This is a genomic window from Streptomyces longisporus (assembly GCF_039532765.1).
Taxonomy (GTDB): domain Bacteria; phylum Actinomycetota; class Actinomycetes; order Streptomycetales; family Streptomycetaceae; genus Streptomyces; species Streptomyces longisporus.
The window spans coordinates 406977-422984 of sequence record NZ_BAAASG010000012.1; the positions used below are offsets into that span (position 1 = coordinate 406977).

Genomic DNA, 16008 nt, shown 5'->3' on the forward strand with positions numbered 1-16008 from the left:
CCGCGCAGTGCTCAGGATCACCCACTCCCGGAGTACGTCCGTGCGACGATTTGCATAGATTTCCCGCCGGTTTGTGAGCGGGTTCCGCAGGTTTTCCCGGTGGTGGGCGGGGGAGGGAGCAGGCGTGCCCAAGGTGTCCTCGGTGATCGTCCCGTACGCGACGTATCTGCGCGTGTACGAGCCACTGGCCGCCTTCCCCGAGCCGGAGCGCAGCCACTGGGCGCGCTACGCCCGGCGCGCCGACCGTCCCTCGTACCAGGACGAACTGCGCCGCTCCCTGGCCGACTTGGTGCCCACCCCGCCGGTCCCGGTGCCGGTGCACGAGAGCAGCGACGCCTTCGTGCTGCAGGCCGACGGGGTGCTGTGCGTGTGCCCCTGGCGGACCCGGCTGCGCGGCTGGCAGGCCCTTCAGGAGCTCCCCGAGGAGCTGCCGAAGCCGGTCCTGGACGCGGTGCTCCCTGAGGTCGTACGACGCCAGGCGACCCAGGACTACGAGCGCTGGCTGGTGCGCAACCCGGACGCCCGCCCCTGGATCCGCACGGCGACCTGGCAGGTGCCGTTGCACTGGTTCGTGCTGGTGGCGGACGAGGAGCGGCGCTTCGACAAGGGCTCCGGCGAGATCCCTCCGATGCTGCGCTACCAGACGCCGATGGTGCAGGCGCGGCGGCGGGTGGCACGGGCGCTGCGGGCCCTGAAGGACGGCATCGACGAGGGGCCGCTGATCGACGGCCTGGTGGACGTGGGGCGCTGGCTGGAGGAGTTCCACCCGCGCTCGACGGTGGAGCTGGACTACGGCGGCCTGGTGCACACGCTGCCGGCCGGCGAGCTCGAGGACGATCACTCCGCGGCGGACGTCGCCGAGGGCATCGAGGCACTGCGGCAGGGCGACGGGGCGGCCGCGGGGACGGCGTACGCGCGGCTGGTGGAGCGCTGGCGGGCGGTCCGGGACCGGCGCTCGGCCAACTGAGAGCCACCTCAGGTAACGAACTGACGTTTGACGAATCGCCCGTTTTGGGGTTTCGTCCTCGCACCGAAGTGTGCTCTGAGTTTCCTGAGGTTTCGTCAACATGGGACGTAGGTCCCGATCCGGGCGTTCATCTCAAGCTGTGCCAAGCGTGACGGACCGCACTTACGCGGCCCTTGCGTCCCTTGCCCCTCCTCGTGCCAAAATAGGACAAGGAGTCCGGGGAGGGCTCTGTCCGTCCCAGTGCGTACCACTGTGGGCGGAATCTCAGCATTGCACGCTTTGGGGGGTCTCGTGGCTCCTGATTGTCCTGTGACTGATCGTCACAGTGACGTGACTGTCCGCTATGGCATGGTCCATCGGCTTCCGTCGCTGATGAACACCTGGAGGGGCAATTCCATCGGTTTGGCCGACGCGGCTGGACAGATGGTGTAGTTGTAGTGCCGAGGACAAGCCGTTCGTCCTATAACCGACTCGACTCGTGTGCGCCATTTCGGGCAACGCGGGTCAAGGTGCAGAATTTAGAGGAAAGAACCGAGAAGGTTCGGTTCTCCCGAGGAGGCCGCTCATGACCGCTCGCACCCCTGATGCCGAGCCGCTGCTGACCCCGGCTGAGGTCGCCACGATGTTCCGCGTGGACCCGAAGACGGTCACGCGGTGGGCGAAGGCCGGCAAGCTCACTTCGATCCGTACGCTCGGCGGGCACCGCCGCTACCGCGAGGCGGAGGTCCGTGCACTGCTCGCGGGCATCCCGCAGCAGCGCAGCGAGGCCTGAACAACTGCATAACCGGGCAAACCGGCAGGTCCCCCACTTGCCGCGGCGCCCGAACCCTGGCTCCAAGCGACGCGGGGTCTGCCCCAACAGGCTCCACGCCCACGCTCTTCAGAGCTTTCCAAGCAAGTAACAGGGTGCGTCGTCGATCGCGCTGGACTCCGCCGGGTCCAGCGCGATCTTTTTTGTGCGTGCGGCGCACCTGGCCGGGTGGCCTGTGAGCGGCCTTGTCGGAGTCTGGGGGCGGGTGTCGGATCGCCTGTGGGGCGCGGCTGGGGGGCGCTGTGCGGCGGCCTCCCGGAGGGGGCCCCGAGTGGTGCAATTGCACATATAAAATTGACCACTTGTAGGCGGGGTGTAAGTACCGCGGTTTCAGAAACTCATGCGGTGACACCCGTCACATGCCGCGGTCCTTGTTGCTGTCGGCGTCCGTGCGTTAAAGGAGCCGTGCGGTCCAGATTCCCTTGGCGGGGCGGGTGTTGGGGCGGTCGGCCGTCATGCGCCGGCGGCGCTTTCGTCCTCGACGACCTCGTCCGGGGTCTCGGCGCCCCTCGGCGAGTCCAGCGCCAGCCGCAGCAGGTGGTGGCATATCGGGCAGTGGCGGGTCAGGTGGCCGTACGAGGAAGCGGCCGACAGATGCGCACGGAGCAGGGCCCGCGTCTCGTGCCTGACCGACGCCGCCATACGCCACCTCCACGGGGCCGAACGGGGAACGGGCCCTGTCTTCTGGGTACCGATGGAATGTGACGCCGTCAAGACGGCATGGGGCTCCGTCGAACGTCTGAGCACGGGGTGACGCACGCCGCCGCGACCGCTCCGCCGGGGGCTGCGCCCCAGACCCCCGCTCCGGCCTGAACGGCCTCGCCCTCAAACGCCGGCCGGCCTGAAATGCCGCGACCGGCAGGAGAAAGGGCCCGCACCTTGCCGGTGCGGGCCCTCTCACTGCGGTCCTGGCGGGATTTGCTGTACCTGATTGCGGCTGCGCCGCGGGCGCGGGCTCCGCCTGGGCAGGGTGGCGGGTGATGGATGTGTTCGGGGACGAAGAGGGGCCCGCACCTTGCCGGTGCGGGTCCTCTCACTGCGGTCCTGGCGGGATTTGCTGTACCTGATTGCGGCTGCGCCGCGGGCGCGGCCTCCGCCTTGGCAGGGTGGCGGGATGGGTGTGTTTGGGCACGAAGAAGGCCCGCACCTTGTCGGTGCGGGCCCCTCTCACTTCACTGCGGTCCTGACGGGATTTGAACCCGCGGCCTCCACCTTGACAGGGTGGCGAGCACTCCAAACTGCTCCACAGGACCAGGTTTCGCGGCGCCATTCGTGCGTTGCGCTGCGAGAAGAGACTGTACAGGAGGGTGAGCCCGCTGGTCGAACTCACCCAGTGTGTGCGGGCGGTTACGGGACGGCCGCGTCGATCGCCTTCACGATCCGCTTGTCGGAGACCGGGTAGGCCGTGCCCAGCGCGTGGGCGAAATAGCTGACCCTCAGCTCCTCGATCATCCAGCGGATGTCCGTGACGGAGGACGGGACCGGGCGGCCCTGCGGCAGCTGCTCCAGCAGCCAGGCGTACTCGTCCTGCATCTCGTGGACCTTCTCCATGCGCGTCGTGTCCCGTTGGACACCCGTCGGCATCTGCTGGAGCCGGCGGTCCGCGGCCACCAGGTAGCGCATCAGGTCCGGCAGGCGGCGAAGGCCCGTCTCCGTCACGAAGCCGGGCTTCACGAGGGCGTCCAGCTGCCCCCGGACGTCCTGGAGGTTCGGGAGCAGCGCGGGGCTGCGTACGGCCTTCAGACGGCGCTCACAGGCCTGCCAGGCGGCCAGCACCTGCTGCACCTGCCCCACCGTACGGACCGTGGTGTCCACGATCTCCGCGCGCACCTTGTCGTACAGCTTCCGGTACGACTCCTCGTCCCACGCCGGGCCCCCGAAGTCCCCGATCAGCCTGTCCGCCGCCGCCATCGCACAGTCGTCGAACAGGCCCTGGATCGAGCCGTGCGGATTGGCGGACAGGGCGAGCTTCTGGGCGTTCGTCAGCTTCTCGGACGCGAACTTCGCGGGGTTGACCGGGATGTTGCGCAGGATCAGCCTGCGCGTGCCCTTCCACATCGCCTCCGCCTGTTCCGCCTCCGTGTCGAAGAGGCGGACCGAGACCGTGTCGCCGTCGTCGACCAGCGCCGGGTACGCCTTCACCGGCTGGCCCGCCCGGCGCGTCTCGAACACGCGGGTCAGCGAGCCGATCGTCCAGTCCGTCAGGCCCTTGCGCTCCAGGGACTGGCCGCCCTCACGCGAGGCGGTGGCCGCAGCGGCCTGGGAAAGGGCCTTGCGGGCCTTCGGCTTCAGCTGGAGCCGAAGCGCCTCCAGGTCCTTGTCCTCGGCGAGCTTGCGCCGCCGCTCGTCGACGATGCGGAAGGTGATGCGCAGATGGTCCGGGACCTTCGACCAGTCGAAGTCGGAGGCTTCGAAGGGGACCCCGACCATGCGCTTCAGCTCACGCGCCATCGTCACCGTCAAGGGCTCCTGCAAGGGGACGGCCGTATCCAGGAAGCGCTTGGCGAAGTTCGGTGCCGGCACGTAGTTGCGGCGGATCGGCTTCGGGAGCGAGCGGATCAGCTCGGTGACGAGCTCCTCCCGCAGGCCCGGGATCTGCCAGTCGAAGCCCTCGTCCGTGACCTGGTTGAGGACCTGGAGCGGCACATGCACCGTCACACCGTCGGCGTCCGCGCCCGGCTCGAACTGGTACGTCACCCGGAACTTCAGCGGCCCCTGCCGCCAGGAGTCCGGATAGTCGGCCTTGGTGACCGCCTCCGCCGACTCCCGGATGAGCATCTCCCGCTCGAAGTCCAGGAACTCCGGCTGCTCCTGCCGCTTCCGCTTCCACCAGGAGTCGAAGTGGGCGCCGGAGACGACGTGTTCGGGCACCTTCTGGTCGTAGAAGTCGAACAGCGTGTCGTCGTCGACGACGATGTCCCGGCGGCGGGCGCGGTGCTCCAGCTCCTCGACCTCGCTGAGGAGTCTGCGGTTGTCGGCGAAGAACTTGTGGTGCGTGCGCCAGTCGCCCTCGACGAGCGCGTTGCGGATGAACAGCTCCCGGCTGACTTCGGGGTCGATCCGGCCGTAGTTCACCTTGCGCTGGGCGACGATCGGGACGCCGTACAGCGTGACCTTCTCGTACGCCATCACGGCCGCCTGGTCCTTCTCCCAGTGCGGTTCGCTGTACGTCCGCTTCAGCAAATGCTCCGCGAGCGGCTCGACCCACTCCGGCTCGATCTTCGCGTTGACGCGGGCCCACAGCCGGGACGTCTCCACCAGCTCCGCGGACATCACGAACCGCGGCGGCTTCTTGAAGAGCGCCGAGCCCGGGAAGATCGCGAACTTGGCGTTGCGGGCGCCCAGATACTCGTTCTTCGCGCCGTCCTTCACGTCCTTCATGCCGATGTGCGAGAGCAGGCCGGCGAGGAGGGACACATGGATGCGGTCGCCGGGGGCGTCCTCCTCGTTGAGGTGGATGCCCATCTGCTTGGCGACCGTCCTCAACTGCGTGTAGATGTCCTGCCATTCGCGAATGCGCAGGAAGTTGAGGTACTCCTGCTTGCACATACGGCGGAAGGCGCTCGAACCCCGCTCCTTCTGCTGCTCGCGGATGTACCGCCACAGGTTCAGATAGGCGAGGAAGTCACTCGTCTCGTCCTTGAAGCGGGCGTGCTGCTGGTCGGCCTGCGCCTGCTTGTCCGCGGGGCGCTCGCGCGGGTCCTGGATGGACAGTGCGGCGGCTATGACCATGACCTCGCGGACACAGCCGTTCTTGTCGGCCTCCAGGACCATGCGGGCCAGGCGAGGGTCGACGGGCAGCTGGGCGAGCCTGCGGCCGGTCGGGGTGAGCCGCTTGCGTACGTCCTTCTCCGCCGGGTCCAGCGCGTGCAGCTCCTGGAGCAGCTGCACGCCGTCGCGGATGTTGCGGTGGTCCGGCGGGTCGATGAAGGGGAACTTCTCGATGTCGCCGAGGCCGGCCGCGGTCATCTGCAGGATGACGGACGCCAGGTTCGTACGGAGGATCTCCGCGTCCGTGAACTCCGGGCGGGCGAGGAAGTCGTCCTCGGAGTAGAGACGGATGCAGATGCCGTCGGACGTACGGCCGCAGCGGCCCTTGCGCTGGTTGGCGCTGGCCTGCGAGATCGGCTCGATGGGCAGGCGCTGGACCTTGGTGCGGTGGCTGTAGCGGCTGATCCGGGCGAAGCCCGGGTCGATGACGTACTTGATGCCCGGGACGGTCAGCGAGGTCTCGGCGACGTTCGTCGCCAGAACGATCCTGCGGCCCGTGTGCGGCTGGAACACGCGGTGCTGCTCGGCATGCGAGAGCCGGGCGTAGAGGGGCAGGACCTCGGTGAACCGGTAGTTCTTCTTGACCAGCGCATCCGCCGTGTCGCGGATCTCCCGCTCCCCGGAGAGGAACACGAGGATGTCGCCCTTGCCCTCCCCCTGCAGCTCCTCCACCGCATCGCAGATCGCGGTGATCTGGTCGCGGTCGGAGTCCTCGGAGTCCTCTTCGAGGAGGGGCCGGTAACGCACCTCGACCGGATACGTACGGCCGCTGACCTCGATGATCGGGGCGTCGCCGAAGTGCCGGGAGAACCGCTCGGGGTCGATGGTCGCGGAGGTGATCACGACCTTGAGATCGGGCCGCTTCGGCAGCAGCTGCGCGAGATAACCGAGCAGGAAGTCGATGTTGAGGGACCGCTCGTGGGCCTCGTCGATGATGATCGTGTCGTAGGCGCGCAGCTCGCGGTCGGTCTGGATCTCTGCGAGCAGGATGCCGTCCGTCATCAGCTTGATGAAGGTCGAGTCCTGGTTCACCTGGTCGGTGAAGCGCACCTTCCAGCCGACGGCCTCGCCGAGCGGGGTGTCCATCTCCTCGGCCACGCGCTCGGCGACCGTACGGGCGGCGATACGACGGGGCTGGGTGTGCCCGATCATCCCCCTGACCCCACGCCCGAGCTCCAGACAGATCTTGGGGATCTGGGTCGTCTTTCCGGATCCGGTCTCACCGGCGACGATGACGACCTGGTGATCGCGGATGGCCTCCGCGATGACGTCCTTCTTCTGGCTGACCGGCAGCTGCTCGGGATAGGAGACGGCGGGGACCCGGCCGCGCCGCTCGCCCATCCGCTCCTCGGCCTTCGCGATCTCCGCCTCGATCTCGGCGAGGACGGCGGCCTGGGCCTCGGGCTTACGGATCTTGCGCGCGCCTTCGAGCCTGCGCCCGAGCCGGTGCGCATCGCGCAGGGACAGCTCGGTCAGGCGGGGGGCGAGGGTGCCGAGGGCCGGGGTGGCGGGGGCAGGGTGCGTAGACATACGCGATCCAGGATCTCATCCCGGGGAAATCCGTGGCGAACGAATTGTCGCCCGGCGGCCCGGCGGGGGCGGCTCAGCCGGTCCGCTGCGACGGAGGCGGGGCGGGCGCGGGCGGCTGCTGCTGCCGCGGGCCGCCGTCGCCCAGCGCGATGGACCTGGCGGTGTTGGAGACGGCCTTGATCCCCAGATAGGCGGTGGTCATGCTGCTCACCGCGGTGAAGGCGGCCGTGAGCACGCCCACGATCACCGACTTGTCCCCGTCGAGCCGCCACACCCCGAAGACCGCCACTCCCGCGATCGCGAGATTGCTGATCACCACGGCCAGCAGCCCGTACCGGGCCCGGTCCTTCTCCAGCTCGACATCCCGGATGGCCCTGGCCTCGTCCCGGCTCATCGTCCCCCGCCCCCCTTGGCCCTACGCCGACCAGCCAGAACGTAGCGCTGCCACGGATCGCTGCCAAGCCGCCTGACTGCCGTCCTCAGCCGGCCCGCAGTTCGGCGATGCGGGCGTCGACCTGCCCCCGGTCGTAGCCGCGGCGGGCGAGGTCGAAGGCGGGGGGTGTGTCGGGGGCCGCGCCCGCGGCCAGCTGGGCGAGATAGGCGTCGACCTGGGCGCGGTCGTAACCACGCCGGACGATCGCGAAACCGTGGAACTCGTCAGTCATCGACATCCCCCATCAACACGGTTCTCTGTGCGTGGGCACCACGAACAACCGTGCCCTCGCTCGTACCTTGGCGTGATTCAACATGACATACAACGAGGCCCCGATCCGGAGATCGGGGCCTCTGCTGTGGCTGGGGCCGGGGTCGAACCGGCGACCTATCGCTTTTCAGGCGATCGCTCGTACCAACTGAGCTACCCAGCCACGAAGCTTCCAGAGAAGCTTCAGCGGTCCTGACGGGATTTGAACCCGCGGCCTCCACCTTGACAGGGTGGCGAGCACTCCAAACTGCTCCACAGGACCAAGCTGTGTGGGCGACCACCAGTGTCGCACACGGTTTTGCGTGCCCCCAACGGGATTCGAACCCGTGCTACCGCCTTGAAAGGGCGGCGTCCTAGGCCGCTAGACGATGAGGGCTATCGGCCCGCCTGGGCGCCTCTCGGCGCGTCGGGGACGTGAGAAGCATATGGGATGGCGGGAGGTATCGCCAAAACGGTTTACGGGGCGGAGCGGGAAGGTGCTGAAGGGGCCGGAGTGGAGGGGGTGGCTCCCGGTTGCCCGCGGCGGAGCCGCTGATCGATTCAGCCCTTGGGGAGGTGGCGGGTGACCTCCGCCGTCGTCTCGCCCAGGCCGCCCAGTTTGATCGCGTCCCAGGCCTGCAGGCGGCGGGTGTCACGGTCGAAGTAGAGGATCGAGGCCTCGATGGGGGCCGGGTACTTGTGCTCCAGGGCGCGCAGGCCGCTGCCCCCCGTCGAGCCCTCCATGCGCAGCCGGGTGCCGCGCGGGAGGATCTCGTCGCCCTCGTGGTGCAGGTGCCCGCACAGCACCAGCGGTACCTCGCCGTCGACCTCACGCGCCGCCGACGGCTCGTGGACCATGGCCACGTCGACGGGGGTGCCCGCGCTCTTCTGGTCGCTCAGGGCCGTCGCCAGGCGGGCGCCGGCCAGTTCCTCCGACTGGGCGGCCCCCAGTGCCTTCGAGCGGTCGGGGGTGAACTGCGGATCGCCCGTGCCCGCGAAGCGCAGGCCTCCGATCGTCTCGGCCCGGCCGCCGTCCAGCACGTGGACGTTCTTCATGCGCTGCAGATAGCGCTGCGTGACGTTCGAGTCGTGGTTGCCGCGGACCCAGACGTACGGCGCTCCCAGGTCGGCGATCGGGTCGAGGAAGCCGTTCTCCGCCGCCGAGCCGTGGTCCATCGTGTCGCCGGTGTCGACGATCACGTTCACCTTGTACTGGTCCACCAGTGACGCGATGATCTTCCAACTCGCGGGGTTGAGATGGATGTCCGAGACGTGCAGGACGCGGATGGTGGACGGGTCCGGCTGGTAGGCGGGGAGCGTGGACGTGACGTCGTAGAGCTTCGTCACGTTGGTCACCAGGCGGGCCAACTCCTTCTGGTAGACGTTGAATTCGGTGACGATGTTGCGGGCGTTGCCGACCAGCGAGGGCGCGGAGGAGAGCAGGCCCGAGTACTTCGGTTCGAGGACGGACTCGGGGTTCCAGGTCGCGTACACCGAGGCTCCGCAGGCCATGAGGAGGGCCAGGGCGGTGCCGCCGGCGGCGAGGGCGCGGCGGGGGCGGCGGTAGACCGCGAGGCCCAGGGCGGTGGCTCCGGACACCACGGCGATGCAGGAGCGCAGGGCCACGTCGAGGGTGCCGTGCTCCACGTCGTGGGCGACCTCGTCCTGGAGGCCGGCGAGGCGTTCGGGGTGGTCCACCAGGGCCTGGGCGCGGACCGGGTCGAGCTGGTCGACGTTCACGTCCAGGCGGAGCGGCGCATGGTGGCTGTTCAGCTGCAGGGCGCCGAGCGGCGAGATGTTGATCTTCGTGCCGCCGCTGAGGGACGGCCGCAGGGTCATCGTCGTGTCCATGGGGCCGACCGGGACCCGTACGTTCCCGACGATCAGCAGGCCCAGCCAGGCACCGAGCAGGACGACGGCGGCCAGGCCCAGGGCGCGGGACCAGGGGTGCGGCTGCCGGACCAGCTCGAGGGTGGGGTGGGGGCGGCGGGCGCGGTAGTGGCGGGCGAGGGTGCGCGGGGACTTGCGTACCCGGTTCAGGACGGTGGCGGCGATGGCGGGGACGCGGGCCATTGGTCCCGTATGCCCAAGTGCGGGCGTGGATATGCGAGTGGGTCCATGACTCTCGTACGGACGGGCCGTGGCCGACAATGGGCCTGTGCTGGAGATGACGCGCGAGGAGTTCGAGGAACTGGTCGCCGAGGCGCTCGACCGGATCCCGCCGGAGCTGACGCGACTGATGGACAACGTCGCGGTGTTCGTCGAGGACGAGCCGCCGGCGGACGATCCCGAGCTGCTCGGGCTCTACGAGGGCACTCCGCTGACGGACCGGGGTGAGTGGTACGCCGGGGTGCTGCCGGACCGCATCACCGTCTACCGGGGCCCGACGCTCAGGATGTGCCGGTCGCGGGAGGACGTCGTCGCGGAGACCGAGGTGACCGTCGTGCACGAGATCGCGCACCACTTCGGGATCGACGACGCGCGGCTGCACGCCCTGGGATACGGATGACCGGGGCGCGTGTCCTCTTGTGGGCGGCGGGAGTTGGGCAGGTTGACTCCTTCCCCCGCCTCGGAGGTGGCTTTCCGTGCGCCGCTTGTACGTACCCGTCCGTCTGGCCGCCACGGTCATGGCCGTCGCCGCTGCCGCCGGCTGCATGAGCGTGGGCGAGGACGGGGGCGGCGGCGCGAAGCCGTCGCACTCCGCGGGTCAGCGGGGCGGTGAGGCGCCCGACGGCGGGTCGGGCGTGTCCGGCAGGGGGTTCGGCGTCGGCGCGGCCGACGGCAAGCACAGGGGCGGCAAGCGGGAGAAGGAGAAGGACGGGGCGTCGGCGTCCCCCTCGGCCTCGCCGTCCGCGGGGGACGGCCGGTCCGCCCCTCCGGCGGGCAAGCCCGGGAACGGGAAGAGCGAGAAGCCCGGGGTGCCCGCGCCGACCGTCGCGTCGCCGACCCCGACGCACACGGCCGAGCCGCAGCCGACGCCGACCGAGCAGCCGACCCCCGCCTCGCCGGAGCCGACGGTCGCCGAGCCGTCCTCGTCGGCGCACGAGGAGACGGGGCCGCAGATGGCGGAGCGGGAGCCGGCGCCGACGGCGGGATCACCCGCGTAGGGACGTGACGAGCGTCTCGGTGGTTCGGTTTGCCTTGGGGTGTGCAGGGTGCGTATGGTGGTAGATCGTTTGATCCCATTGCCCGGCGCCATTGCAGAGAGCGCCGCGTGGCGCGTTCTCTCCCTTGCCGTGGCTGACCGCATAGAGGCGGTCGTGATGCGAAATCACGGAGTTGACGGGCGCGTGCCGACGAGACTCCGGAAGGTTTCGCTTACGCATGTCCATTTCCAGTACTGATCACGTCGTCGTGCCCGAGAACGAGGGCTCCGAGGACGCTGTCGAGGTCACCTTCGCGGACCTAGGCCTCCCCGAGGGCGTCGTGCGCAAGCTCGCCCAGAACGGCGTGACCACCCCCTTCCCGATCCAGGCCGCGACCATCCCGGACGCCCTGGCCGGCAAGGACATCCTCGGCCGTGGCCGCACCGGCTCCGGCAAGACCCTCTCCTTCGGTCTGCCGACCCTGGCGCGCCTCGCCGGCGGCCGCACAGAGAAGCACAAGCCGCGCGCCGTCATCCTCACCCCGACCCGCGAGCTCGCGATGCAGGTCGCGGACGCCCTCCAGCCCTACGGCGACGTCGTCGGCCTCAAGATGAAGGTCGTCTGCGGCGGTACGTCGATGGGCAACCAGATCTACGCCCTGGAGCGCGGCGTCGACATCCTCGTCGCCACCCCGGGCCGACTGCGCGACATCATCAACCGCGGCGCCTGCTCCCTGGAGAACGTCGAGGTCGCCGTCCTCGACGAGGCCGACCAGATGTCCGACCTGGGCTTCCTGCCCGAGGTCACCGAGCTGCTCGACCAGGTCCCGGCCGGCGGTCAGCGGATGCTGTTCTCCGCGACCATGGAGAACGAGATCTCCACGCTGGTCAAGCGCTACCTGGTCGACCCGGTCTCGCACGAGGTCGACAGCGCCCAGGGCAACGTCACGACCATGTCGCACCACATCCTGATCGTGAAGCCCAAGGACAAGGCGCCGGTCACGGCCGCGATCGCCTCCCGCAAGGGCCGCACCATCATCTTCGTCCGCACCCAGCTGGGCGCCGACCGTATCGCCGAGCAGCTGCGCGAGGCCGGTGTGAAGGCCGACGCGCTGCACGGCGGCATGACCCAGGGCGCGCGTACCCGCACGCTGGCCGATTTCAAGGACGGTTACGTCAACGCGCTCGTCGCCACGGACGTCGCCGCCCGCGGTATCCACGTCGACGGCATCGACCTCGTGCTGAACGTCGACCCTGCCGGCGACCACAAGGACTACCTGCACCGCGCCGGCCGTACCGCTCGCGCGGGCCGCACCGGCACGGTCGTCTCCCTGTCCCTGCCGCACCAGCGCCGCCAGATCTTCCGGCTGATGGAGGACGCGGGCGTCGACGCCGGACGTCACATCATCAACTCCGGTACGGCCTTCGAGCCCGAGGTCGCCGAGATCACCGGCGCCCGTTCGATGACCGAGGTCCAGGCCGAGTCCGCGGGCAACGCGGCGCAGCAGGCCGAGCGCGAGGTCGCGCACCTCACCAAGCAGCTGGAGCGGGCGCAGCGGCGCGCGACCGAGCTGCGCGAGGAGGCCGACCGCCTGGTCGCCCGGGTCGCCCGCGAGCGTGGCGAGGACCCGGAGGCCGCGGTGGCCGAGGCGCAGGCGGCGGTGGCCGAGGCCGCCGTCGAGGCTGCCGAGGTGGCGGTGCCCGAGCAGCCCGCCGCGCAGGACGTGGACCGGGCGCAGGCGCCGTCGTCGTACGAGCGTCGTGAGCGTCGGGACAACGACCGTGGCGGCTTCCGTCGCGATGACCGTCGGGACGACCGTGGTGGCCGTTCCTTCGAGCGCCGTGACAACGACCGGGGCGACCGGGGCGGGTTCAACCGCGACCGCGACCGTGGTTTCGAGCGTCGGGACAACGACCGTGGCGGGTTCCGCCGTGACGACCGTCGGGACGACCGTGGTGGCCGTTCCTTCGAGCGCCGTGACGACCGTGGTGGCCGTGGCTTCGAGCGTCGGGACAACGACCGTGGCGGGTTCCGTCGCGACGACCGTCGGGACGACCGTGGTGGCCGTTCCTTCGAGCGCCGTGACGACCGTGGTGGCCGTGGCTTCGAGCGCCGGGACAACGACCGCGGTGGCTTCCGCCGTGACGACCGTCCGGCCGGCCGCTCCTTCGAGCGCCGTGACGAGCGCGGCGGTCACCGTGGCAGCGACCGCCCGTTCAACCGCGACCGCCAGGGCGACCGTCCGGGCTTCCGCTCCGGCGGCCACGAGCGCCCCTACGGCCGCCGTGACGACCACCGCGGCACCGGCACCGGCGGCTCCTCCTTCGGCCGCCGCGACGACAAGCCGCGCTGGAAGCGCAACGGCTGACGCCGCGTGAACTGAGTGAGGGCCCGTACGACTTCGGTCGTACGGGCCCTTCGCATGTCCCGGACGCCTGAGGCCGGTGCAAAGGTCTACGGCGGCCGGGGCGTGGCCCACGAGACGGTCGTCGGCGTCGGCGAGAGCGCCGGTGACGGGAAGAACGAGCTGGTCGTACGGGGCAGCGCGGGGCGCCTTCAGCGCAACGGCGGCAGGGGCAATGGTTCCTGCGGCGGGCGGGCGCGCAACGGGGGCGTCGGGCAGGCCGGAAGGGGCATTTTTTGGCCATGCTGTGATGCATGTCACGCCTCTGGCGAGGGAATCGCTGGGGGCATGACAGATGACGCCATAGCGAGCGGGAAGTCGGGACCCTCCGACTCGGGGTTGTCCGACGAAGAACGGCTTGCCCAGCTCGGCTACACGCAGGTCCTTGCCCGCCGCATGTCGGCGTTCTCGAACTACGCGGTCTCCTTCACGATCATCTCGGTCCTCTCCGGCTGCCTCACCCTCTATCTGTTCGGCATGAACACGGGCGGTCCTTCGGTGATCACCTGGGGCTGGGTCGCCGTAGGCCTGATGACACTGTTCGTCGGCCTGTCGATGGCCGAGATCTGTTCGGCGTACCCGACTTCCGCGGGCCTGTACTTCTGGGCCCACCGGCTGGCGCCTCCGCGGACGGCCGCCGCCTGGGCGTGGTTCACGGGGTGGTTCAACGTGCTGGGCCAGGTGGCGGTGACGGCCGGCATCGACTTCGGCGCCGCCTCCTTCCTGGGGGCGTATCTGAACCTGCAGTTCGACTTCAAGGTCACACCGGGTCGTACGGTCCTGCTCTTCGCGGCGATCCTGCTGCTGCACGGCCTCCTGAACACCTTCGGCGTGAAGATCGTCGCGCTGCTCAACGACATCAGCGTGTGGTGGCATGTGCTCGGCGTCGGTGTCATCGTCGGCGCGCTGGCCTTCGTACCGGACCACCACCAGTCCGCTTCCTTCGTGTTCACCAAGTTCGTGAACAACACGGGCTGGGGCAGCGGCGTGTACGTGGTGCTCCTCGGACTGCTGATGGCGCAGTACACCTTCACCGGTTACGACGCCTCCGCCCATATGACCGAGGAGACGCACGACGCGTCGACGGCCGGCCCGAAGGGCATCGTCCAGTCCATCTGGACCTCGTGGATAGCGGGCTTCGTGCTGCTGCTCGGCTTCACGTTCGCCATCCAGTCCTACGACAAGGAGCTCGCGTCCCCCACGGGGGCGCCGCCGGCCCAGATCCTGCTGGACGCCCTGGGCGCAACGGCCGGCAAACTCCTGCTCCTGGTCGTCATCGGCGCCCAGCTGTTCTGCGGCATGGCTTCGGTCACGGCCAACAGCCGCATGATCTACGCCTTTTCACGTGACGGCGCGCTGCCCTTCTCGCACGTGTGGCACACGGTGAGCCCGCGGACCCGGACGCCCGTGGCCGCCGTATGGCTGGCGGCGGCCGGAGCGCTGGTGCTGGGACTGCCGTATCTGATCAATGTGACGGCGTATGCGGCGGTGACGTCGATCGCCGTCATCGGCCTCTACATCGCGTACGTCATCCCGACGCTGCTGCGGGTGCGCAAGGGCGACGACTTCGTGCGGGGGCCGTGGCACCTGGGCCGCTGGTCGCGTCCGGTCGGCATCGTCTCGGTGGTGTGGGTGGGCGTGATCACGGTCCTCTTCATGCTGCCTCAGGTCTCGCCCGTCACCTGGGAGAGCTTCAACTACGCCCCGGTCGCCGTCCTGGTCGTCCTCGGCTTCGCGGCGGCGTGGTGGGGCGCGTCGGCCCGGCACTGGTTCCTCAACCCGGGCCACGAACGCACGCTCGCCCGGGAGGCGTCCCGCGCGGCGGTCTCCGGGGACGCTTCCGCGGGTGCCCCCGAAAAGGTAGATCCCTGACACTCCGGCTGGATCTTCACCCACGGCACGGCCGTGTCCCCGATACCCGATCGGAGACGCGGCCGTGTCCGGCTATGCTCGTGGAGGCAACATCGCCAGGGGCCCTTAGCTCAATTGGCAGAGCAGTGGACTTTTAATCCATTGGTTGTGGGTTCGAGTCCCACAGGGCCTACCGGTGGTGGTCGGGGAATATGCCCTCTGACCTGCTACGCAGCGCCTGAGTCGGCTTCGGTCGGGTCGGGCGCTGCTGCGTTTTCGAGCCACTGCGTGAGCGATGCGTGAGCGGATGTGGCCGTGGCCTGCGGATCGGCTGCCGTTTGGGCGGACGGTTCGGCAGCCGCCTGACGCGACCGGGGGATCAGCTTCGCTGCCTTCTCGGCGATTTCACGGTCCAGCTCAGGGAGCAGGCTCGTGTACGTGTCCGAGGCCAGCGTGATGGTGGAGTGCCGGAGGGTCTCCTTCACCGTGTGGATGTCGCCGCCGCTCCGTGCGTGAGCGTCGCGGCGACGTTGTCCGTCTTGCCCAGCCACTGCCGGCCCACGTGCGCGGTCGCCCGCTGCTCGCGCAGCAGTTCAAGGGGCTCGGTCGTTGACCTGCTCGGCCTCCCAGGAGGACTCGGGCAGGAAGAACTGCAGCCGCTGCACCCCCGGCATCCCCGCACCGGTCACCGGCTCTGCCCCGGCCAGGCAGGTGATCGTCTTGTTCCGCTTCCGCGGCGCCAGCAGCCCGGCCAGGCACTCGCGAAGACCTCGCCGCTGGGCCAGGCTGAAGAAGAAGTCATCGAACCGGGCCGCGTACTCGTCCCAACGGACCCGGCGCAGGCGGACACGGACGGCGAGCGGTCATCTTCAGCCACCGGCAAGGTAGTTGACTCCTGCCACCGCC

The 16008-nt window shown here is 69.5% G+C and carries 10 protein-coding genes, 5 tRNA genes and 3 pseudogenes; 7 read left to right on the forward strand and 11 right to left on the reverse strand.

Annotated elements, in window-relative coordinates; translation table 11 throughout:
- Positions 1–124: 124 nt before the first annotated feature.
- On the forward strand, positions 125–967 hold the full coding sequence (locus ABD355_RS27590; RefSeq protein WP_344403382.1) for a DUF8083 family protein: 843 nt from the start codon (positions 125–127) through the stop codon (positions 965–967).
- A gap of 565 nt (positions 968–1532) precedes the next feature.
- Positions 1533–1739, forward strand: coding sequence for a developmental transcriptional regulator BldC (gene bldC, locus ABD355_RS27595; protein WP_003949541.1), 207 nt, complete (start codon positions 1533–1535; stop codon positions 1737–1739).
- Between the two features lie 492 nt (positions 1740–2231).
- Here the strand turns inward: bldC and ABD355_RS27600 are convergent, their stop codons facing one another.
- From ABD355_RS27600 to ABD355_RS27640, 9 genes and pseudogenes are all read right to left on the reverse strand, one after another.
- The gene (locus ABD355_RS27600) at positions 2232–2420 is read right to left on the reverse strand and encodes a DUF6274 family protein (RefSeq protein ID WP_344403383.1); all 189 of its coding nucleotides are present in this window, start codon (positions 2418–2420) and stop codon (positions 2232–2234) included.
- A 536-nt stretch (positions 2421–2956) separates the two neighbouring features.
- A tRNA-Asp gene (locus ABD355_RS27605) sits at positions 2957–3031 on the reverse strand.
- A gap of 94 nt (positions 3032–3125) precedes the next feature.
- Complete coding sequence (gene hrpA, locus ABD355_RS27610) at positions 3126–7079, reverse strand: ATP-dependent RNA helicase HrpA (RefSeq protein WP_344403384.1); 3954 nt, start codon at positions 7077–7079, stop codon at positions 3126–3128.
- Positions 7080–7152: 73 nt separating this feature from the next.
- Complete coding sequence (locus ABD355_RS27615; RefSeq protein WP_344403385.1) at positions 7153–7473, reverse strand: hypothetical protein; 321 nt, start codon at positions 7471–7473, stop codon at positions 7153–7155.
- An 85-nt stretch (positions 7474–7558) separates the two neighbouring features.
- Complete coding sequence (locus tag ABD355_RS27620) at positions 7559–7744, reverse strand: DivIVA domain-containing protein (RefSeq protein ID WP_344403387.1); 186 nt, start codon at positions 7742–7744, stop codon at positions 7559–7561.
- Between the two features lie 127 nt (positions 7745–7871).
- Positions 7872–7945 (reverse strand) — tRNA-Phe (locus ABD355_RS27625).
- Between the two features lie 24 nt (positions 7946–7969).
- Positions 7970–8044: transfer RNA gene (locus ABD355_RS27630), tRNA-Asp, on the reverse strand.
- Positions 8045–8085: 41 nt separating this feature from the next.
- A tRNA-Glu gene (locus ABD355_RS27635) sits at positions 8086–8158 on the reverse strand.
- An 80-nt stretch (positions 8159–8238) separates the two neighbouring features.
- A pseudogene (locus tag ABD355_RS27640) lies at positions 8239–9834 on the reverse strand (metallophosphoesterase family protein).
- An 85-nt stretch (positions 9835–9919) separates the two neighbouring features.
- On the opposite strand from ABD355_RS27640, the gene ABD355_RS27645 reads away from it, so the two are divergent.
- The 5 genes from ABD355_RS27645 to ABD355_RS27665 all read left to right on the forward strand — a co-directional run bounded on the left by ABD355_RS27645 (position 9920) and on the right by ABD355_RS27665 (position 15295).
- Positions 9920–10270, forward strand: coding sequence for a metallopeptidase family protein (locus ABD355_RS27645; RefSeq protein WP_344403389.1), 351 nt, complete (start codon positions 9920–9922; stop codon positions 10268–10270).
- 76 nt (positions 10271–10346) lie between these two features.
- A complete protein-coding gene (locus ABD355_RS27650) occupies positions 10347–10868 on the forward strand; it encodes a hypothetical protein (RefSeq protein WP_344403390.1) in 522 nt (173 codons plus the stop codon).
- A gap of 217 nt (positions 10869–11085) precedes the next feature.
- Positions 11086–13215 carry a DEAD/DEAH box helicase gene (locus tag ABD355_RS27655; RefSeq protein WP_344403391.1) on the forward strand — a complete coding sequence of 710 codons (2130 nt, stop codon included), beginning with the start codon at positions 11086–11088 and terminating at the stop codon, positions 13213–13215.
- A 324-nt stretch (positions 13216–13539) separates the two neighbouring features.
- On the forward strand, positions 13540–15123 hold the full coding sequence (locus ABD355_RS27660; protein ID WP_344403392.1) for an amino acid permease: 1584 nt from the start codon (positions 13540–13542) through the stop codon (positions 15121–15123).
- Positions 15124–15222: 99 nt separating this feature from the next.
- Positions 15223–15295 (forward strand) — tRNA-Lys (locus tag ABD355_RS27665).
- A gap of 34 nt (positions 15296–15329) precedes the next feature.
- Here ABD355_RS27665 and ABD355_RS27670 read toward each other — a convergent pair.
- Both ABD355_RS27670 and ABD355_RS44735 read right to left on the reverse strand, forming a co-directional pair.
- Positions 15330–15634, reverse strand: a pseudogene (locus ABD355_RS27670) (site-specific integrase); the annotation flags it as partial.
- A pseudogene (locus tag ABD355_RS44735) lies at positions 15614–15969 on the reverse strand (IS701 family transposase); the annotation flags it as partial. The pseudogenes ABD355_RS27670 and ABD355_RS44735, both read right to left, overlap by 21 nt.
- Positions 15970–16008 lie beyond the last annotated feature (39 nt).